This is a genomic window from Halomonas sp. MMSF_3323, assembly GCF_030733595.1.
In the GTDB taxonomy this organism is placed as follows: domain Bacteria; phylum Pseudomonadota; class Gammaproteobacteria; order Pseudomonadales; family Halomonadaceae; genus Halomonas; species Halomonas litopenaei.
Genome location: NZ_JASHIT010000002.1, coordinates 139,732 through 159,610 on the forward strand (window position 1 = coordinate 139,732; position 19,879 = coordinate 159,610).

The 19,879-nt window shown below is 64.1% G+C and carries 17 protein-coding genes and 2 tRNA genes; 17 read left to right on the top strand and 2 right to left on the bottom strand.

The window, feature by feature from the left end; translation table 11 throughout:
• Positions 1-177: 177 nt before the first annotated feature.
• The 3 genes from RBB39_RS01695 (at position 178) to RBB39_RS01705 (ending at position 2,596) form a co-directional block, all read left to right on the top strand.
• The gene (locus RBB39_RS01695; protein WP_124805081.1) at positions 178-708 is read left to right on the top strand and encodes a MarR family winged helix-turn-helix transcriptional regulator; all 531 of its coding nucleotides are present in this window, start codon (positions 178-180) and stop codon (positions 706-708) included.
• Positions 698-1,633, top strand: a complete 936-nt coding sequence (locus RBB39_RS01700; RefSeq protein ID WP_260425398.1) for a DMT family transporter — start codon at positions 698-700, stop codon at positions 1,631-1,633. Before RBB39_RS01695 ends, RBB39_RS01700 begins: the two co-directional genes overlap by 11 nt.
• A gap of 141 nt (positions 1,634-1,774) precedes the next feature.
• Positions 1,775-2,596, top strand: coding sequence for a bifunctional 2-polyprenyl-6-hydroxyphenol methylase/3-demethylubiquinol 3-O-methyltransferase UbiG (locus tag RBB39_RS01705; protein ID WP_124805082.1), 822 nt, complete (start codon positions 1,775-1,777; stop codon positions 2,594-2,596).
• A gap of 16 nt (positions 2,597-2,612) precedes the next feature.
• Here the strand turns inward: RBB39_RS01705 and RBB39_RS01710 are convergent, their stop codons facing one another.
• Positions 2,613-3,680, bottom strand: coding sequence for an esterase-like activity of phytase family protein (locus RBB39_RS01710; RefSeq protein WP_124805083.1), 1,068 nt, complete (start codon positions 3,678-3,680; stop codon positions 2,613-2,615).
• 152 nt (positions 3,681-3,832) lie between these two features.
• Between RBB39_RS01710 and dapB the strand changes: the two genes are divergently transcribed.
• The 4 genes from dapB to greA all read left to right on the top strand — a co-directional run bounded on the left by dapB (position 3,833) and on the right by greA (position 9,928).
• Positions 3,833-4,651, top strand: a complete 819-nt coding sequence (dapB, locus tag RBB39_RS01715) for a 4-hydroxy-tetrahydrodipicolinate reductase (protein WP_045992279.1) — start codon at positions 3,833-3,835, stop codon at positions 4,649-4,651.
• A gap of 376 nt (positions 4,652-5,027) precedes the next feature.
• Positions 5,028-6,173, top strand: a complete 1,146-nt coding sequence (gene carA, locus RBB39_RS01720) for a glutamine-hydrolyzing carbamoyl-phosphate synthase small subunit (RefSeq protein ID WP_124805084.1) — start codon at positions 5,028-5,030, stop codon at positions 6,171-6,173.
• 51 nt (positions 6,174-6,224) lie between these two features.
• Complete coding sequence (carB, locus tag RBB39_RS01725) at positions 6,225-9,455, top strand: carbamoyl-phosphate synthase large subunit (protein WP_108131793.1); 3,231 nt, start codon at positions 6,225-6,227, stop codon at positions 9,453-9,455.
• A complete protein-coding gene (gene greA, locus RBB39_RS01730; RefSeq protein WP_108131792.1) occupies positions 9,452-9,928 on the top strand; it encodes a transcription elongation factor GreA in 477 nt (158 codons plus the stop codon). The genes carB and greA overlap by 4 nt, the downstream gene beginning before the upstream one ends.
• Before the next feature lie 113 nt (positions 9,929-10,041).
• Here greA and yhbY read toward each other — a convergent pair whose 3' ends face one another.
• Positions 10,042-10,368, bottom strand: coding sequence for a ribosome assembly RNA-binding protein YhbY (yhbY, locus tag RBB39_RS01735; RefSeq protein WP_045992299.1), 327 nt, complete (start codon positions 10,366-10,368; stop codon positions 10,042-10,044).
• A gap of 282 nt (positions 10,369-10,650) precedes the next feature.
• Between yhbY and rlmE the strand changes: the two genes are divergently transcribed.
• The 10 genes from rlmE (at position 10,651) to nusA (ending at position 19,858) form a co-directional block, all read left to right on the top strand.
• The gene (rlmE, locus tag RBB39_RS01740; protein ID WP_260425397.1) at positions 10,651-11,319 is read left to right on the top strand and encodes a 23S rRNA (uridine(2552)-2'-O)-methyltransferase RlmE; all 669 of its coding nucleotides are present in this window, start codon (positions 10,651-10,653) and stop codon (positions 11,317-11,319) included.
• A 303-nt stretch (positions 11,320-11,622) separates the two neighbouring features.
• Positions 11,623-13,614 carry an ATP-dependent zinc metalloprotease FtsH gene (gene ftsH / locus RBB39_RS01745; protein ID WP_045992274.1) on the top strand — a complete coding sequence of 664 codons (1,992 nt, stop codon included), beginning with the start codon at positions 11,623-11,625 and terminating at the stop codon, positions 13,612-13,614.
• A 113-nt stretch (positions 13,615-13,727) separates the two neighbouring features.
• Positions 13,728-14,591, top strand: coding sequence for a dihydropteroate synthase (folP, locus tag RBB39_RS01750; protein WP_045992273.1), 864 nt, complete (start codon positions 13,728-13,730; stop codon positions 14,589-14,591).
• On the top strand, positions 14,584-15,933 hold the full coding sequence (gene glmM, locus RBB39_RS01755; RefSeq protein ID WP_045992272.1) for a phosphoglucosamine mutase: 1,350 nt from the start codon (positions 14,584-14,586) through the stop codon (positions 15,931-15,933). Before folP ends, glmM begins: the two co-directional genes overlap by 8 nt.
• Before the next feature lie 182 nt (positions 15,934-16,115).
• Entirely contained in the window at positions 16,116-16,862 is a 747-nt protein-coding gene (gene tpiA / locus RBB39_RS01760) for a triose-phosphate isomerase (protein WP_108131789.1), read from the top strand.
• Positions 16,863-16,866: 4 nt separating this feature from the next.
• Complete coding sequence (gene secG / locus RBB39_RS01765) at positions 16,867-17,301, top strand: preprotein translocase subunit SecG (RefSeq protein ID WP_222516168.1); 435 nt, start codon at positions 16,867-16,869, stop codon at positions 17,299-17,301.
• A 17-nt stretch (positions 17,302-17,318) separates the two neighbouring features.
• A tRNA-Leu gene (locus RBB39_RS01770) sits at positions 17,319-17,405 on the top strand.
• 136 nt (positions 17,406-17,541) lie between these two features.
• A tRNA-Met gene (locus RBB39_RS01775) sits at positions 17,542-17,618 on the top strand.
• Between the two features lie 211 nt (positions 17,619-17,829).
• Positions 17,830-18,291: a ribosome maturation factor RimP gene (gene rimP / locus RBB39_RS01780; protein ID WP_045992269.1), complete on the top strand. Its 462-nt coding sequence runs from the start codon at positions 17,830-17,832 to the stop codon at positions 18,289-18,291.
• Between the two features lie 73 nt (positions 18,292-18,364).
• Entirely contained in the window at positions 18,365-19,858 is a 1,494-nt protein-coding gene (gene nusA, locus RBB39_RS01785; protein ID WP_108131788.1) for a transcription termination factor NusA, read from the top strand.
• The last annotated feature ends 21 nt before the right edge of the window (positions 19,859-19,879 follow it).

Consider the following 19,879-nt stretch of genomic DNA (forward strand, 5'->3'; position numbering starts at 1 on the left):
TCCCCTTGCGGTTGTTATCGTGGTTCTGAGGAAAAGGTAGACGCTACGTCGCGGTTGCCGGCTGCATGTTGCGCCCAGGCGACCATCGCTGTTCGGCGTTGTGGGCATGAGGGGCTTGGCATTTTGCGTCGGAATAACTATCTTCAAGTGAAGATACTTTTCTTGGAGATAAGTGATATGCAGGTTCCGTCCACCGGGCCGAACGATGCCATCGATCGACTGATGGCGGAGTGGTGCAGGGTTCTCCCGGATCGCGACCCTGGCGACATGGGCATCTTTACCCGGCTGTATCGCGTGCTGAAGCATGTCGACCGTCGGGTTCAGGCGGTATTCCGGCAGCACGGCTTGAAGGAAGGCGAGTTTGACCTGCTGGCGACCCTCTACCGGCGCGACGTGCACGAGGGGCTGACACCGAACGCCCTGTGCGAGGCGGTGGTGCTGAGTTCAGGGGCCATGACCCACCGCCTCGATCGGCTCGCCAGTCGTGGCCTGGTGGAGCGTGTTGCCAACCCTGAAGATCGTCGCAGTGTACTGATTCGTCTCAGTGAGTCGGGAAAGGCCATGATGCCGGCGCTGCTGGACGCCTACCTGGCTGAACTCGCTTCGATGCGCGCCACCCTGGCAGATGATGAGGCGGCAGGCCTGGCGGCTGGTCTACGCCAGTTGCTGTTGGCGCTGGAAGGGGAGGTCAGCCGTGATGACGACTGATTGCCGGGTGTCCAGCGATAGCAGTGTGTGGTGGGCCCACGCCGGGATGCTGGTGTGGGCGACGCTGGTGGGGCTGTCCTTTCCGGCGGTGGGGATGTTGAGTGAAGGGCTTCCGCCACTGTCGCTGACCGCACTGCGCTTCGTGATTGCCGCTCTGGCGGTGTTGCCGCTGGTGTGGGGTGCGCCTGGTCTCCGGCCGAGTCTGGCCGGGCTCGGGCTCTATGGGTTGATGGGGCTCTGTCTGGCGAGCTTCTTCGGCACCATGTTCTGGGCAGCGCACCTGACCACGGCGCTGTCCATGGCCACGCTGTTCGTCAGCGTGCCGCTGCTGGCCTACGGCCTGGGCCGGCTGGTGGGGGTCGAGCACCGTGCTTTGGCGCTGCTGGCCTTGCTGGTACTTGGCGCCGTCGGCGCCGTGGGGCTGGCCTGGGCCGAGGCCGGTGGCTCCTTTGCCCGCATGCAGTTCGGCGTGGGCGAAGCCGCCTTCTTCGCTGGTTGCATCGCCTCGGCGATGTATCCGGTGTTGTCCAAGTTGGGGTTGGCGAAGGGCTGGCTATCCGAGCACGCGGGGGTGCGTACCTTGTGGAGCCTGGTGATGGGGGCACTGCTGATCGGGTGTTCGGGTCTGGTCTTCGGGGATCCGGCCGCGCTGGGCCGCATGACGCTGTTCGATCTGGCGGTGGTGGCCTATCTCGGGCTCTTCTCCAGCGGAATGACCTTCTGGCTGCAGCAGCGGGCGACCGCCATCCTGACCCCGGCGGCGGTTACCGCCTACGGCTATCTGGTGCCCTTTGTGTCGATGCTGTTGCTGTTTGCCCAGGCGCCTGAACGCCTTGCACTCGAATGGCTGCCGGGCAGTCTGCTGGTCGTGCTGGCCATCGCGCTGCTGCTGCGGCGGGACGTCAAGCTGCGCAGCCAGGTGTGAACAGGCGAGTTTTACTCAGACATCTTTGCATCATTGGGCAAAGAGGTGGGCGGTGTACGGATTTAGCCTAGTGCGGTGTGGTGGTGGTTATATGAAGCTGTAAAGGTGGGGCAAAGGCGCATCAATGCCAAGGAGCCTCCCATGCCGTCAGCCAGCCCCCTTCTCGGCGCACAAGCCGTTTCCCCTTGTCAGCAGCCTGGCGACCGCGGCCTTGCCAACGACGTCTTCTCCGAGGCGCTGAGCGAGCGCTACGACCAGCTGGCCCGCGACGAGCGCTACGGCACCTTCACCGGTTCCGTTCTTCACTATCTCAATCTGGAAGAAGATCTGGTCGGCAAGCGTCTTCTTGATGTGGGCTGTGGCAACGGAGCGCTGGCGGCCGAGCTCAAGAGCAAGGGGGCGCAAGAGGTGCTGGGTATCGACATCAGCCCCTCCCAGGTCGCGCTGGCCAGCCGGCGCCACCAGGCACCGGGCCTCGGCTTTCGGGTCGAGGACGCCTATCGCAAGCTTGTTCTGCCGGAGGCGCCCTTCGATACCCTGGTCAGTGTCTTCGCCTTCCACTTCATCCAGCACCAGGCCATGCTCACCCGTGCCTGCCGTAACCTGTTCGAGGCGCTCAAGCCTGGTGGTCTGCTGGTGTGGCTCGATATCACCCACGACTATGTGCTTGACCCGGCGCGTATGGATCGCCTCGAGGCGTTGACCAGCTATCGCTACGACCCGGGTGTGGCGCCGGGTGAGCGGCCCCGGCCCTGGAGTCTGGTGCCTGGTCAGGTGCGCGCCGGTGACGACGTCTTGCCGGTGGACCACGTGGCGATCCCCGGGCGTACCGTGGTCAAGACGCTGCGGTCGGTCGGCTTCTCCCAGGTCCGGCGCGAGCCGCTGCGCTTCACCGATGCTGAGTCGGCCTGGCTGTGGGGCCCCGACGGGTTCAATCACCACCTGTTGGTGGCCCGCCGCTGATCAGCGGGCAGTGACATCACCGGCCGTTGGCACGGGCAGATCCAGTGTCGAGAGAGAGCGCCTTATCAGGCAGTCGAAAGCAGGCGAGCAGGTTGCGCTGCAGGGCGCTGAAGTTGTCGTCGCTGACCATCAGCAACTCACCACCGGGCAATCGCGCCAGCCCCTCCATATTGTCGACGCGCCAGCCTTCTCCGGCGGACAGGCTGGCCAGGCGTGTCACCCGTACCTGCGGCGGTGGCAGCAGCTCCACCAGGCTTAAGCTGATGGTCAGCGGACGTGGCGGGGAAAAGGCCCGTTCCAGCGCCAGCAGTCGCGGTGGCGTCTCGGTTACAGTGTCCTCCAGCGCCAGCAGGTCGGTCAGGGCGCTGTCGACCGGTGAGGCCAGTGGGTAATGCCACCGGCGCGTGTCGCTACCGTCCTCTGCCAGGCTGAACAGAAGGGTGTGTCTGACGCCATCTTGCGCGGTCATGTCGGCGGAGGGTGACTCCAGGCCCGCTACCAGCCCGATGCCCGGCACCCGGGCCAGCGCTTCCAGGCTTTCGTTATCACCGGCGTTGTGGCTGGCCGTGGAGCGCAGTGGTTCTCCTTTCGGCGTGCCGTCGACGGAGAAGCGCTGTAGCCGATGGTCCTGCTCGAAGCCGATCAGTAGTTCGGTGTTGCCGATGACTCCATCATCGGCCCGCGCCAGCACCAGCGACTCGGCGTCTGCGGCCTTGCCTTCCAGCAGCGTACCGTCCTGCGCCTTCAATCGGTGGCTGGTGATAGGGCGCAGGTCCACCAGGCGGCCGTCTTCAAGCACCGGCCTTGCCTGGTGCACGCGCCCGCGATCGGATACCAGGTGCAGCAGGTTGTCGTCTTGGTCCCAGGCCATGGCCGAGAGACCACCCAGGGGAACGCTGGTATCGTTTTCGGTGGGGCGCCACTGGCTCGGCAGTGCCAGGGTGCCGCACATGCTCAGCCCCGGCTGGGCGGGGGCCTCGCCCTGCAAACTGGTCGGCTTGACCTGGGCGGTGCAGCCGCCAAGCCACAGGGTCGCTGCCAGCGTGCTGATAAGGGGCAATCGGAGCATTTTTCTGAACGGCATGGGGCGGTCCTGTCGGGCGGGAATGTCAGCGTGATGGCCAGGGCGAGGCAAGAGAGAGCGACGTTGGTATACTGCGCCGAATCCCTTTACATTTTGGCGTATCTACGTTGATCCGCCTGTCTGTTCGAACTCTCGATTCTCCAGGAGATTGCATGAGCCGTACCGCCCCCCGTATCGCCATCGTCGGCGTCGCCGGCCGCATGGGCCGCACCCTGGTCAACGCCGTGATGCAGGACGACGACGCCGTCCTCGCCGGCGGCATCGTCGAGCCGGGCAGTTCGCTGGCTGGCGCCGATCTGGGCGAGCTGGCCGGCGTCGGCCGCCAGGGCGTGGCGGCGGTGGACTCCCTTGAGGCCATCGTCGATGACTTCGACGTGCTGATCGATTTCACCGCACCCAAGGTGACCCTGGCCAACCTGGCCTTCTGTGCCGAGCATGGCAAGGCCATCGTCATCGGCACCACCGGCCTGTCCGATGACGAGCAGGCCGAGCTCGACGGTTATGCCGAGCGAGTGCCCACGGTGTTTGCGCCCAACATGAGCGTCGGCGTCAATCTGACCCTGAAGCTTCTGGAGACTGCAGCGAAGGCGCTGGGCGACGAGGGCTATGATATCGAGGTCATCGAGTCCCACCATCGTCACAAGGTCGATGCGCCGTCCGGTACCGCCCTGCGCATGGGCGAGGTGGTCGCCGGGGCGCTGGATCGCAACCTCAAGGAGCACGGGGTGTTCGAGCGGGTAGGCCAGTGCGGTCCTCGCGATCCCAAGGAAATCGGCTTCGCCACGGTGCGTGCCGGCGATATCGTCGGGGAGCACACCGTGATGTTCGCTACCGAAGGCGAGCGCATCGAGATCACCCACAAGGCGTCCAGCCGCATGACCTTCGCCCGGGGCGCGGTGCGTGCTGCGCGCTGGGTCGCCGAGCGCGAGGCAGGACGCTACGGCATGTCCGACGTGCTGGGCCTGGACTGAGTTTTGTGGGCCTCTGGCGACGTCGGGGGTGGTGTTGCCCATGGCAAAGTGCTTGTTCCGGGGTAGTCAGCCCGGCCCAGATGCTGTAACATTCCAAAAATTTTGGCCGGGCCGGGCATGAAAGTGTCGCGTCGAGAGCGTTCAGTACGTCTCTCGCAGCATAGGTGCCGGCTCTGCATTCCGAGCGAATGACAACAAGCGGGATGAAACCGGTCAAACACCGGGTTTCGTCCCGCTTTTTTACGGCCCGGCTCCTTGTGTGCTTGACGCACGATGGGCCGGGTCGGTGCCGAATGGCCTGGCGACAGGTCGCCGACGCCGGCGAGCGGATGGCGGCGGTCGTAGATACCTTGACGAGCTTTGGGAGGACGTAGCGTTGAACAAACCCGCAATCTTGGCCCTGGAAGATGGCAGCGTATTCCACGGCACGGCCATTGGCGCTGATGGGCAGACCAGTGGTGAGGTAGTGTTCAATACGGCCATGACCGGCTATCAGGAAATTTTGACCGACCCCTCCTATTCCCGACAGATCGTCACCCTCACCTATCCCCATATCGGCAATACCGGCATCAATCCCGAGGACGTTGAGTCCGCCAGCATCGCCGCCGCGGGCCTCGTCATCCGCGATCTGCCGCTCGTCGCCAGCAACTTCCGATCTACCCAGAGCCTCTCGGACTATCTCGCCAGCCAGAACGTGGTGGGCATCGCCGACATCGATACCCGTCGGCTGACCCGTATCCTGCGCGACAAGGGTGCCCAGAACGGTGCCATCGTGGCCGGCGACGAGGCCCTGGGTGACGACGCCGAAGCGCGTGCCCTGGAAGCCGCCCGCGCCTTCCCCGGGCTCAAGGGCATGGATCTGGCCAAGGTGGTGTCCTGCAGCGAGCGCTACGTCTGGAACGAGGGCGAGTGGACGCTGGGCAAGGGCTACGCCGATACCGAAGGGGCCGAGCGGCCCTTCCATGTGGTGGCCTACGACTACGGCGTCAAGTTCAACATCCTGCGCATGTTGGCGAGTCGCGGCTGCAAGCTGACCGTGGTGCCGGCCCAGACCCCGGCGTCCGAGGTGCTGGCGCTCGACCCCGACGGCGTCTTTCTGTCCAACGGACCCGGCGACCCCGAGCCGTGTGACTACGCCATCGACGCCATCCGCGAGATCCTCGAGACGGAAGTGCCGGTGTTCGGCATCTGCCTGGGCCACCAGTTGCTGGCGCTGGCCAGCGGTGCCACTACGGTCAAGATGAGTCACGGCCACCACGGCGCCAACCATCCGGTGCAGGATCTGGACAGCGGCCACGTGATGATCACCAGCCAGAACCACGGCTTTGCCGCCGACGAGACCACGCTGCCGGATAACCTGCGCGCCACCCACCGCTCGCTGTTCGACGGCACCCTGCAGGGGATCGAGCGTACCGACCGTCCGGCGTTCAGCTTCCAGGGCCACCCCGAAGCGAGCCCCGGTCCCCGCGATGTGGCGCCGCTGTTCGACCGCTTCATCGACATGATGCGCAGCCGTCGCTAAGGCGCCGACACAGACTCCGGTTCATCGTCCAATTTTCTTGCGGGAAGCACCATGCCCAAGCGTACAGACCTGAAAAGCATCCTTATCATCGGCGCTGGCCCCATCGTCATCGGCCAGGCCTGCGAGTTCGACTATTCCGGCGCCCAGGCCTGCAAGGCGCTGCGCGAAGAGGGTTTTCGCGTCATCCTGGTCAACTCCAACCCGGCCACCATCATGACCGATCCGGCCATGGCGGATGCCACCTACATCGAGCCGATCACCTGGCAGGCGGTGGAGAAGATCATCGAGGCCGAGCGTCCCGACGCCGTGCTGCCGACCATGGGCGGCCAGACCGCGCTGAACTGCGCGCTGGATCTCGATCGCCACGGCGTACTGGAAAAGTACGGCGTGGAGATGATCGGCGCCAACGCCGACACCATCGACAAGGCCGAGGACCGCGATCGCTTCGACAAGGCGATGAAGAACATCGGTCTCGAGTGCCCCAAGGCCAAGGTCGCCCACAGCATGGATGAGGCCTGGGAGATCCAGGGAGAGCTGGGCTTCCCGGTGATCATCCGGCCGTCCTTCACCATGGGTGGCTCCGGTGGTGGCGTGGCCTACAACAAGGAAGAGTTCAAGGAGATCTGTGGGCGCGGCTTCGAGCTTTCGCCGACCCACGAGCTGCTGATCGACGAGTCGTTGCTGGGCTGGAAGGAATACGAGATGGAGGTCGTTCGTGACAAGAACGACAACTGCATCATCGTCTGTGCCATCGAGAACTTCGACCCCATGGGCGTGCACACCGGTGACTCCATCACCGTGGCGCCGGCCCAGACGCTGACCGACAAGGAATACCAGATCATGCGCGACGCATCCCTTGCGGTGCTGCGCGAGATCGGCGTCGAGACCGGTGGCTCCAACGTCCAGTTCGGCGTGGACCCCGAGACCGGCCGCATGGTGGTCATCGAGATGAACCCGCGGGTGTCGCGTTCCTCCGCCCTGGCCTCCAAGGCCACCGGCTTCCCGATCGCCAAGATCGCCGCCAAGCTGGCGGTGGGCTACACCCTGGACGAGCTGCAGAACGACATCACCGGCGGTCGCACCCCGGCGTCCTTCGAGCCGTCCATCGACTACGTCGTCACCAAGATTCCGCGCTTCACCTTCGAGAAGTTCCCCCAGGCCAACGACCGTCTGACCACCCAGATGAAGTCGGTGGGCGAGGTCATGGCCATCGGCCGCACCTTCCAGGAGTCGCTGCAGAAGGCGCTGCGTGGCATGGAGACCGGCAACGACGGTCTCGATCCCATCGTCACCGAGTTCAGCGACGAGAACATGGCGCTGATCAAGGGCGAGCTGCAGGCCGCCGGCGCCGAGCGTATCTTCTTCATCGCCGATGCCATGCGCTCCGGCATGTCGGTGGCAGAAGTGTTCGAGCTGACCAACATCGACCCCTGGTTCCTGGTGCAGCTCGAGGATCTGGTCAAGATCGAGCAGGATCTGTCCAGCCGTCCGCTGTCGTCGCTGGACGCGCGCGAACTCTATCGTCTCAAGCGCAAGGGCTTTGGCGATGCTCGCCTGGCCAAGGTGCTGGGCGTGTCCGAGGACGATGTGCGCAGGGCGCGCCATGACGCCGGTATCCGTCCGGTCTACAAGCGCGTCGACACCTGCGCCGCCGAGTTCGCCTCCGACACCGCCTACATGTACTCCACCTACGAGGAGGAGTGCGAGGCCGAGGTCAGCGATCGTAAGAAGATCATGGTGCTGGGCGGTGGCCCCAACCGTATCGGTCAGGGCATCGAGTTCGACTACTGCTGCGTCCACGCCGCCTTCGCCATGCGCGACGACGGCTACGAGACCATCATGGTCAACTGCAACCCGGAGACCGTGTCCACCGACTACGACACCTCCGATCGTCTGTACTTCGAGCCGGTGACCCTGGAGGACGTGCTCGAGATCGCCGACAAGGAGAAGCCGGTCGGGGTGATCGTGCAGTTCGGCGGTCAGACGCCGCTGAAGCTTGCACGTGCGCTCGAGGCCGCCGGTGTGCCGATCATCGGTACCACCCCGGACGCCATCGACCGCGCCGAGGATCGCGAGCGCTTCCAGCAGATGATCGACAAGCTGGGCCTCAAACAGCCGCCCAACGCCACCGCCAGAAGCTTTGACGAGGCCTTCAGCAAGGCCGAGGCGATCGGCTACCCGCTGGTGGTGCGCCCGAGCTACGTGCTCGGTGGGCGCGCCATGGAAATCGTCTATGACGCCAGCGAGCTGGAGAACTACATGACCCACGCGGTCAAGGTCTCCAACGACTCGCCGGTGCTGCTCGATCACTTCCTGAGCGCCGCCATCGAGATCGACATCGACGCGGTGTCCGACGGTGAGCAGGTGGTGATCGGCGGTATCATGCAGCACGTCGAACAGGCTGGTGTGCACTCAGGCGACTCCGCCTGTGCGCTGCCGCCGTACTCGCTGCCGGCGGAAGTGCAGGACGAGATGCGCGAGCAGGTCAAGCGCATGGCCGTGGAGCTTGGCGTGAAGGGCCTGATGAACGTCCAGCTGGCCTGGCAGGACGGCGAGATCTACGTCATCGAGGTCAACCCGCGCGCCTCGCGCACCGTGCCCTTCGTGTCCAAGTGCATCGGTACCTCGCTGGCCCAGGTGGCGGCCCGTTGCATGGCCGGCGTCAGCCTCAAGGAGCAGGGCTTCGAGCGCGAGATCGTGCCGCACTTCTACAGCGTCAAGGAGGCGGTGTTCCCGTTCAACAAGTTCCCTGGCGTCGACCCGATCCTGTCGCCGGAGATGAAGTCCACCGGCGAGGTAATGGGGTCCGGCGACACCTTCGCCGAGGCCTTCTACAAGGCCCAGCTCGGTGCAGGTGAGGCGATTCCGGCGCTGACCGGCGATCGCAAGGCGTTCCTGTCGGTTCGCGAGCCGGACAAGGCGGGTGTTATCGAAGTGGCGCGTTCTCTGGTAACATTGGGCTTCACACTCTGTGCGACCCGAGGAACGGCGGCAGCCCTTGAACAGGCTGGTCTGCCCGTCGAGGTCGTCAACAAGGTTTACGAAGGCCGGCCACACATCGTCGATTCCATCAAGAACGACGAGATCGCCTATATCGTCAATACCACCGAGGGCCGCCAGGCCATCAATGACTCCTCGGTGATCCGCCGCACCGCACTCGCCCGCAAGGTTCCCTATGCCACGACGCTGGCAGGGGCCAGTGCCGTTTGTTTGGCGCTCGAGTACGGCAATGCCGTGACCGTGCGGCGGCTACAGGAACTGCATGCAGGAGCGAATACATGAACAAGGTCCCGATGACCGTCGCCGGTGAGCAACGCCTGCGTGAAGAGCTCGAACAGCTCAAGAGCGAGGCTCGCCCGACAGTGATCGCTGCCATCGCCGAAGCGCGTGAGCACGGCGACCTCAAGGAGAACGCCGAGTACCACGCCGCGCGCGAGCAGCAGGGCTTCATCGAGGGGCGTATCCAGGAGATCGAGGGCAAGCTGTCCAACGCCCAGGTCATCGACGTCACCAAGCTGCCCAAGACCGGCAAGGTGATCTTCGGCGTGACCGTCGAGCTTCTGAATCTGGATACCGACGAAGAGGTGACCTACCGCATCGTCGGTGAGGACGAGGCCGACATCAAGCAGCGTCGCATCTCGGTCACCTCGCCCATCGCCCGTGCCTTGATCGGCAAGGAAGAGGGTGAGGTCGTGCTGGTCCGCACCCCAGGTGGTGAGGTCGAGTACGAGATCACCGGCGTCGAGCACATCTAGACCCGGATCCGTCGATCCAGACGACACCGCCCCGCCAGGATTCCTGGCGGGGCGGTGTCTTTTCTGGCGACAGGCTCGTCGGCGCCCGGTGGTAGCGCAGCGACGCCGGTGCGTCAGTGGCGGCCGTGGTGGTTCTCGAAGCGCGTGATGTTGGACAGCTTCGGGTTGGCCTTGGGGTTCTTGCGGTACAGCAGGGCCACCTTGCCGATCTTCTGGATCAGCTCGGAGCGGCTCTGGGCGACGAGTTCGTCGAGCACTGCGGTGCGGTCGTCGCGATCGGGGATCGCGAGCTTCACCTTGACCAGTTCGTGGTCGTTCAGGGCTCGTTCGAGCTCGGCCAGCATACCCTCGGAAATACCGTTCTCCGAGGCCGTCACCACCGGGTCAAGGTGGTGGCCGATGCTGCGCATTGCTTTCTTTTGTGCCTGTGACAAGCTCATGGTATCTTGCTTCATTCCGTTTTGGCCGTAGGGCGCGTGACAGCACATGGTACGGGGATTCCCCGTGCGGTGAAAGCGCTTGTGCATGACAATCTCCAGGCAGCCGTTCGTCGGCGGTGGCAAAGGTGCTCGATGCGTCGTGCAGCCCGCCCCTCGGTTCCTGCGGCGAGCCTCCCCGCCACGCGGTTCGGCTCCGGCGGCCATGCCGGGTGTCCGCAGCAAATGCACTTCGAGCAACGCCCGTCCGGCAATTGTTCAGGAAATCTTCTTTCAGGTGGCTCAGTGGCAGCATCCCGTCCCCCCTCCGGTAAAAAACCCTCATCCGGCAAGAGCAGCGCGAGCAAGACCAGCGCCAGCTGGTTGAAGGAACACTTCGATGATCGCTACGTTCAGCAGAGCTGGCAGGACGGCTACCGTTCCCGGGCCAGCTATAAGCTGGTGGAGCTGGACGACAAGGACAAGCTGTTCAAGCCGGGCATGACCGTCATCGATCTGGGTGCGGCGCCAGGCGGCTGGAGCCAGATCGCCGCAGAGCGTGTCGGTGACGCCGGTGTGGTCATCGCCTCGGACATCCTCGAGATGGACGCCCTGGCCGGGGTTGACTTCGTTCAGGGTGACTTTACCGAGGAAAGCGTGCTGGAAGAGGTGCTGGCAAGGCTCGGTGATCGCCCGGTGGACCTTGTGATGTCGGACATGGCCCCCAATATGAGTGGTATGGCGGCCATCGATCAGCCCCAGGCAATGTACCTGGTGGAGCTGGCGCTCGACCTGGCTCGTCAGACGCTGCGTCCCGGGGGTACCTTCCTGGCCAAGGTGTTCCAGGGCGAAGGCTTCGACGAATATCTCAAGGAGCTGCGCGGCGCCTTTCAAAAGGTGGTGACGCGCAAGCCGGGGGCATCGCGGGCACGCTCCCGCGAGGTCTACCTGCTGGCCCAGGGATTCAAGGGCTGAGCATCGGCGCCGGTCGACGTCTGATAGACCGCGCCTACCGGAGCGATACCGGCAAAAGTGGCCTGGCTGTGCCAGTCTTGAGGCATGGTACAGGCAGAAAAGGACACATGATGGCGTGCGATGGCCTGCCAGGCAGTCATCGCATCGACATTTTTTCGGCATTTTCCGAGGGTGAGTCCCGGCGGAAGGGGCGCTTGCGCCGCTTCGTTGGATCCGATCAGGCTGGCTGAACCAGGCCGGGTCATGTAGTGTCGAACCCTTAGGCACCTAGGCCGACAGATTCTTGCAATTGAGGGTGGTCCCTTGAACGACATGGCGAAGAACCTGATTCTGTGGTTGGTCATCGCGGCGGTGCTGCTGACGGTGTTCAACAACTTCAGCGTCGAGAACGCACCCAACCAGATGAACTACTCCCAGTTCGTCGAGCAGGTGCAAAACGAGCAGGTACGCAGTGTAACCATCGACGGTTACACGATCAGTGGTGAGCGCAACGATGGCTCCAGCTTCCAGACCATCCGCCCCTCGGCGGAGGACCCGAAGCTGATGGACGATCTGTTGTCCAACAATGTCACCGTGGTGGGCAAGAAGCCGGAACAGCAGAGTCTGTGGACGCGACTATTGATCGCGAGTTTCCCGATTCTGCTGATCCTGGCCATCTTCATGTTCTTCATGCGCCAGATGCAGGGCGGTGGTGCCGGCAAGGGCGGCCCCATGAGCTTCGGCAAGTCCAAGGCCAAACTGCTGTCCCAGGATCAGATCAAGACCACCTTTGCCGACGTGGCGGGGTGTGACGAGGCCAAGGAGGAAGTCGAGGAACTGGTCGACTTCCTGCGTGATCCGACCAAGTTCCAGCGGCTGGGTGGCACCATCCCCCGCGGTGTCTTGATGGTCGGGCCTCCCGGTACCGGCAAGACCCTGCTGGCGAAGTCCATCGCCGGCGAGGCCAAGGTGCCGTTCTTCTCGATCTCAGGCTCTGACTTCGTCGAGATGTTCGTCGGTGTGGGTGCTTCCCGTGTGCGCGACATGTTCGAGCAGGCCAAGAAGCAGGCACCCTGCATCATCTTCATCGACGAGATCGACGCCGTGGGTCGTTCGCGCGGCGCCGGCATGGGCGGCGGCAACGACGAGCGCGAGCAGACGTTGAACCAGCTGCTGGTCGAGATGGACGGCTTCGAGGCCAATGAAGGCATCATCGTCATCGCTGCCACCAACCGTCCCGACGTGCTCGACCCTGCGCTGCTGCGCCCGGGCCGCTTCGACCGTCAGGTGGTGGTGCCGCTTCCCGATATCCGTGGTCGCGAGCATATCCTCAACGTGCACCTGCGCAAGGTGCCGCTGGCCGATGACGTCAAGCCGACCTTTATCGCCCGTGGTACCCCTGGCTTCTCTGGTGCCGACCTGGCCAACCTGGTCAACGAGGCTGCGTTGTTCGCCGCTCGTCGTAACAAGCGTCTGGTGGGCATGGAAGAGCTTGAGCTGGCCAAGGACAAGATCATGATGGGGGCCGAGCGCCGCTCCATGGTCATGACCGAGAAGGAAAAGCTCAACACCGCCTACCACGAGTCGGGCCACGCCATCATCGGTCTGGTGATGCCGGAGCATGACCCGGTCTACAAGGTGACCATCATTCCGCGTGGCCGCGCCCTGGGTGTGACCATGTTCCTGCCGGAGCAGGATCGTTACAGCCTGTCGCGCCAGCAGATCATCAGTCAGATCTGTTCGCTGTTCGGCGGCCGCATCGCCGAGGAGATGACGCTGGGGCCGAACGGTGTCACCACCGGCGCCTCCAACGACATCAAGCGTGCCACCGAGCTTGCCCACAACATGGTGGCGAAGTGGGGCCTGTCCGAGGAGATGGGGCCGATCATGTACGACGAGGACGAGTCTCACCAGTTCCTCGGCGGCCCGGGCCAGGGCGGTGGCAAGCTGAAGTCGGGCGAAACCACCTCGCGTCTGGACAAGGAAGTGCGCAAGATCATCGACGGCTGCTACGAGCAGGCGCGTCAGATCCTCGAGGACAATCGCGACAAGCTCGACGCCATGGCCGAAGCGCTGATGCAGTACGAGACCATCGACGCGGATCAGCTCAAGGACATCATGGACGGACGCGATCCACGTCCGCCCAAGGACTGGGATGAGCCCGGTTCCGGCGGAGGTTCCCCGGTCACCGGTGATCCCGAGCCGTCGAAGGAGCCGGAGTCCAGCGCCGACACCAGCGACGGGGACGAGGAAGAGGATGACAAAGGCTCCGGCCGTCGCCCCTCCGACCCCCTTGGCGGCCCCGCCGGTAGCTGACGGCCCGCCCGCTCACAGAGGCGCCCCGCGGGGCGCCTCTGGCGTTGCATGACCCGCCTCTCGTATTAGTATTCTTTGGTGAATACCCAGATTTTCCCAGGACATCCTCTTCGATGGACGCTCGTTACCCCGCTGTACTGCCCTGTGGTCGACACCGCCTCGATCTGACCTTTCCCCGCATCATGGGGATCCTCAACGTCACTCCCGACTCCTTTTCCGATGGTGGCCATCACGTGGTCATCGACGACGCCCTGCGCCATGCCGAACAGATGCTCGCCGAGGGTGCTGCCATCATCGACGTGGGTGGCGAGTCCACGCGACCTGGTGCGACGCCGGTCACCGCGCAGCAGGAGCTCGACCGGGTGATCCCGGTGGTCGAGGCGCTGGTACGGGAGCTGGATGCCCTGGTGTCGGTGGACACCTCGACGCCGGAGGTCATGCGCGAGAGCGCCCAGGCCGGGGCTGGCATGATCAATGATGTACGCAACCTGCGCCGTGAGGGCGCCGTCGCGGCGGCGACCGGTACCGGGCTGCCGGTGGTGCTGATGCACATGCTCGGTGAGCCGGGCGACATGCAGGATGCGCCCAGCTATGACAGGCCGGTGGAGGAAGAGGTCGCAGACTTTCTCGAAAGGCGCATCGCCGAGTGCGAGGCGGCGGGTCTCAAGCGAGAACGCCTGTTGCTTGACCCAGGTTTTGGCTTCGCCAAGACCGTGGAGCATAATCTTCGCCTGTTGCATCGCCTGGAGCGCCTGGAAGCCCTGGGGCTTCCGCTGCTGGTGGGGATGTCGCGCAAGAGCATGATCGGCAAGGTGCTTGACCGGGCAGTCGAGGAGCGCCTGTCGGGCGGTCTGGCCTTGTCGGCACTGGCGGTGGAGCGAGGCGCACGGATACTACGCGTTCACGATGTGGGGCCCCATGTGGACGCGGTGAACATGACCTGGGCCGTTCTCGAGGAAGGAGAACACCATGGCTAGACGCTATTTTGGCACGGATGGCATTCGCGGTACTGTCGGTCAGGCGCCGATCACGCCGGACTTCATGCTCAAGCTGGGCTGGGCTACCGGCCGCGTGCTCGAGCCACGCCGTCAGCGGGCGCGGGTACTGATCGGCAAGGACACCCGGATCTCCGGCTACATGTTCGAGTCGGCCCTCGAGGCGGGACTGTCGGCGGCGGGCGTTGACGTGATGCTGCTCGGTCCGATGCCGACACCGGGTATCGCCTACCTGACGCGGACCTTTCGCGCGGATGCGGGGATCGTCATCTCCGCTTCCCACAACGCCTACCAGGACAACGGCATCAAGTTCTTCTCGGCCGAGGGCGCCAAGCTGGGCGATGAGATCGAGGAGCGCATCGAGCGCGCACTGGATGAGACCCTGACCACGGTGTCACCGAGGGAGTTGGGCAAGGCCAGCCGGGTCGACGACGCCGCCGGGCGCTATATCGAGTTCTGCAAGTCGACGATCCCCGACCGGGTCAACCTGCACGGCCTGCGTATCGTGCTGGACTGCGCCCATGGCGCGACGTATCACATCGCGCCGGCGGTGTTCAAGGAGCTCGGGGCCAAGGTCAGCCTGGTCGGGGCCGAGCCCGACGGCCTCAATATCAACCAGGAGGTGGGCTCGACCCATCCCGCGGCGCTGCGCGCGGCGGTGATCCAGCAAGGCGCCGATCTGGGTATCGCCTTCGATGGCGACGGCGATCGAGTACTGATGGTGGACGCCGACGGTCACGAGATCGACGGTGACGACATGCTCTACCTGATCGCCAAGGACCGTCACGAGCGTGGCGAGTTGGGTGGTGGGGTGGTCGGTACCCTGATGAGCAACTTCGGGCTGGCTGCAGCGCTGGAGTCCATGGGCGTGCCCTTCGAGCGTGCCAAGGTCGGCGATCGCTACGTGATGGAGCGCCTGGCCGCCAACGACTGGCAGCTGGGTGGCGAGTCCTCGGGGCATATCGTCTGTCGCCACGTGCAGACCACCGGCGACGGTATCGTCTCGGCGCTGCAGGTGCTGTCCTACATGGTGCGTGAGGAAAAGCCGCTGTCACGTCTGCTGCACGGCTTCGAGAAGGCGCCCCAGTCGCTGGTCAACGTGCGCTTGTCGGCGGGCGTCGACGCCAAGGCGGTGATGGCCGACCCGAGTCTCGAACAGGCCACCCGTGCGGTCGAGGCCGAGCTTGGCGATGAGGGCCGCGTGCTGCTGCGCCCCTCGGGTACCGAGCCGCTGATTCGCGTCATGGTCGAGGGGCGCCCTCATCTGGATGTCGAAGGGCTGGCCAGGCGTCTGGCCGATGACGTGCGTGAGCTGGTCGGCTGAACCCTGATCTCACCGCCCGGTTTCGCGGTGCCATGACGCGAGGCCTGGTGGACCCTGATGCCGGCGAGAGCGCCTTGTCGGCTTGCTCCAGCGCGGGACCGAAGGCTTCGATCCCGCGGCAAATCTTGTCTTGACAGGGCCGCTCCTATACCATTTCGGCCCACCTTGAAAGAGGATGTTCCATGCGTGCACCGCTGATCGCCGGCAACTGGAAGATGAATGGCTCGCTGAGCCTGATCGATACCTTCGCCGAGGCGCTGTCCGGCGCTGAATTGCCGCAGGCGGTGACGCTGGCCCTGGCGGTTCCCTTTCCCTATGTCGGGGTGGCCAGGGAACGGTTGCCGCAGAGCGTCAGGCTGGCCGGCCAGACCCTGAGCGACCAGCCGAGCGGAGCCTTCACCGGCGAGGTGAGCGGCGCCATGCTTGCTGACGTCGGCGCCGACATGGTGCTGGTCGGACACTCCGAGCGGCGTACCCTGTTCGGAGAAGACGACGCGGCGGTGCTGGCACGGGTGCAGGCCGCGCTGGGTCAGGGGCTGACGCCGGTGCTGTGCCTGGGGGAAACCCTGGAAGAGCGCGACGCCGAGCGTACCGAGGCGGTGGTGCTCGGTCAGCTCGAGGCGGTGATGGAAGCCCTCGACAGTGACGAGCGCGCGCGCCTGGTATTGGCCTACGAGCCGGTCTGGGCGATCGGCACCGGTCGTACCGCAACGCCTGAGCAGGCGCAGCAGGTGCATGCGGCGATTCGTGCACGACTCGAACGTTACGATGGCGCCCTGGCGGCGTCCATGCAGGTTCTCTACGGCGGCAGCATGAAGCCCGACAACGCGGCGGAATTGCTGGCCCAACCGGACATCGACGGCGGCCTGATCGGCGGAGCATCGCTGAAGGTCGACGATTTTCTAGCCATTTGTCAGTCAGCAGGTTGAATCCATGCAAGTTGCCATTCTCATGATCCATGTGGCGATCGCCATCGCCCTGGTCGTTCTTATCCTGCTGCAGCAGGGCAAGGGCGCCGATGCCGGCGCCTCCTTCGGTGGCGGTGCCTCCCAGACCGTCTTCGGTTCCCGTGGCAGCGGCAGTTTCCTGTCCAAGGCGACCGGGGCGCTGGCGGCGTGTTTCTTCGCCACTTCCCTGACCCTGGCCTACTTCGCATCCGAGGCGGGCAATTCCGCGCCAGAAGCGGGTATTCCCGACGCCGAGGTGATCGAGCGGCAGAACAGCGCGCCGACCCTGGATGACGAAAGCACCCAGAACAGTGCGCCTGCGCTTGAGGAAGAAAGTCAGGAAAATTCTGCGCCTACGCTTGACGAAGGTTCAAGCGACGTGGATAATGCAGCGCCAGTGCTGGAGGACAGCCAAGGCTGATCTCCGGAACTCCCCTAGCCGAAGTGGTGGAATTGGTAGACACGCTATCTTGAGGGGGTAGTGACCTTACGGTCGTGCGGGTTCAAGTCCCGCCTTCGGCACCATCCTCGTCTTCTGCAATGACGGCGTGGATGACAAGCTCTCCCGGTGATGACCGGTGATCTTCTCTCAGGGTTGGCGGTTCGGTGAAATGCCTTGACGCCCTGGTCAAGGCGCAGTATACTCACCGGCCTAGATTGATGCGGGGTGGAGCAGTCTGGTAGCTCGTCGGGCTCATAACCCGAAGGTCATCGGTTCAAATCCGGTCCCCGCTACCATCTTCTTGGCAGGCATGCAGGTATCCTCAAGGGGCATGCGAACTTCTGCCAGATGGTGACAGGTTTCTTGGAAAAAGCCCCTTCCTGTGAAGGGGCTTTTTGTTAGCAGCTTGCCGGGGCTCGCCCGGCGGCGCGAACGCCAATCAGCCACCTGACTTTCCTGTTCACTCCCGGCCAGGTGCTGATGCAACGGCTGTAGGAGCTTTCATTCGTGGCGACCAAAGATGCTGCGCTCAATGCGTTGATCGAACCGGTGGTAACGGCCATGGGGTTCGAGCTCTGGGGTATCGACTATCTGTCCCAGGGAAAACATTCCCGTCTGGTGATTTACATCGATCACGCCGATGGCGTCAGTGTCGACAACTGTGCCGATATCAGTCGACAGGTCAGCGCCATCATGGATGTCGAGGATCCCATCGCCGGGGAGTACCGTCTCGAGGTGTCTTCGCCCGGGATGGATCGTCCGCTGTTCCGTCTCGATCAGTTCTCCCGTTACGCTGGCCATCACGTGGCTCTGAAGCTGCGCGCTCCCTTCGAGGGTCGGCGCAAGTTCCAGGGCGTGCTCGCCGGAACCGAGGGTGACGAGGTGCTGGTGCAGATCGACGGTGAGGAATACTGCTTTCCGATCGACGGCATCGATCAGGCGCGGGTGGTTCCTCAGTTTGACGAGTGACGCTCACTGATGCGCGACGACTGATGCGCGACAAGAGAGAACAAGGATCGGTTTTTTGGCGAGGCTTTAAGGCATGAGTAAAGAAATTCTGGCGGTCGTTGACGCGATCTCCAACGAGAAGGGTGTCCCCCGTGAGGTCATCTTCGAAGCCGTCGAGGCGGCGCTGGCCAGTGCCTCGCGCAAGCGCTTCGAGGATGAGGAAGCCAGCGTCCGCGTACACATCGACCGGATGACCGGCGAGTACGAGACCTTCCGCCGCTGGGTGGTGGTCGAGGACGATGACTTCGACGGACCCGACGCCGAGATCAAGCTGACCTTCGCCGAAAAGCGGGATCCGCCGCTGGGCCTGGGTGACGTGGTCGAGGAGCGCATCGAGAATGCGGCCTTCGGTCGTATCGCCGCCCAGACCGCCAAGCAGGTCATCGTGCAGAAGGTGCGCGAGGCCGAGCGTGCCGAGGTCGTGCGCATCTATGCCGAGCGTGAAGGTGAACTGGTCGCGGGTATCGTCAAGAAGACGACACGTGACGGCCTGATCATTGACCTGGGCGACAACGCCGAGGCCTTCCTGCCGCGCAGCGAGATGATCCCCGGTGAGCGCTACCGCATGAACGAGCGGGTGCGCGCACTGCTGGTCAAGGTCGACGCCGAGGCGCGTGGCGCCCAGTTGATCCTGTCGCGCACCAACCCGCAGATGATCATTGAGCTGTTCAAGATCGAGGTTCCCGAGATCGCCGAGCAGCTTATCGAGATCAAGGGTGCGGCGCGTGATCCGGGCTCCCGGGCCAAGATCGCGGTCAAGACCAACGACCGTCGCATCGACCCGGTGGGCGCCTGCGTCGGCATGCGCGGTTCGCGCGTGCAGGCGGTGTCCTCGGAGCTGCAGAACGAACGCGTCGACATCGTGCTGTGGGACGACAATCCCGCACAGCTGGTGATCAACGCCATGGCCCCGGCCGACGTCGCCTCCATCCTGGTGGATGAGGATGCCCACGCCATGGACGTGGCCGTCGCCGAGGACAACCTGGCCCAGGCCATCGGCCGTAGTGGCCAGAACGTGCGTCTCGCGTCCGAGCTGACCGGCTGGCGTATCAACGTCATGACCGAAGCCGACGCCGAGGCCAAGCGCGACCAGGAAATCGACAGTCTGGTCGAGCACTTCGTTCAGCACCTGGACATCGATGATGATGTCGCTCGGCTGCTGGTCGAGGAAGGTTTCACCTCGCTTGAAGAGGTGGCCTACGTACCGGTCGAGGAAATGCTGGAAATCGAAGAGTTCGACGAAGACCTCATCGAGGAGCTTCGAGCTCGCGCCAAGGACGAGCTCTTGAACCTGGCCATTGCCTCCGAGGAGGAACTGGACGGAGCCCAGCCGGCGGATGATCTGCTGGAGATGGACGGAATGGAGCGCCATCTGGCCTTCATCCTGGCCAGCCGTGGCATCAAGACCATGGAAGATCTGGCTGAACAGTCTGTCGATGATCTGGTGGACATCGAAGAGGTGGACGAAGAGCGCGCCGCGGCATTGATCATGACCGCCCGTGCGCCTTGGTTCGAGAGCGAACAGTAACAGGGTCACGGGCTGAGGAGG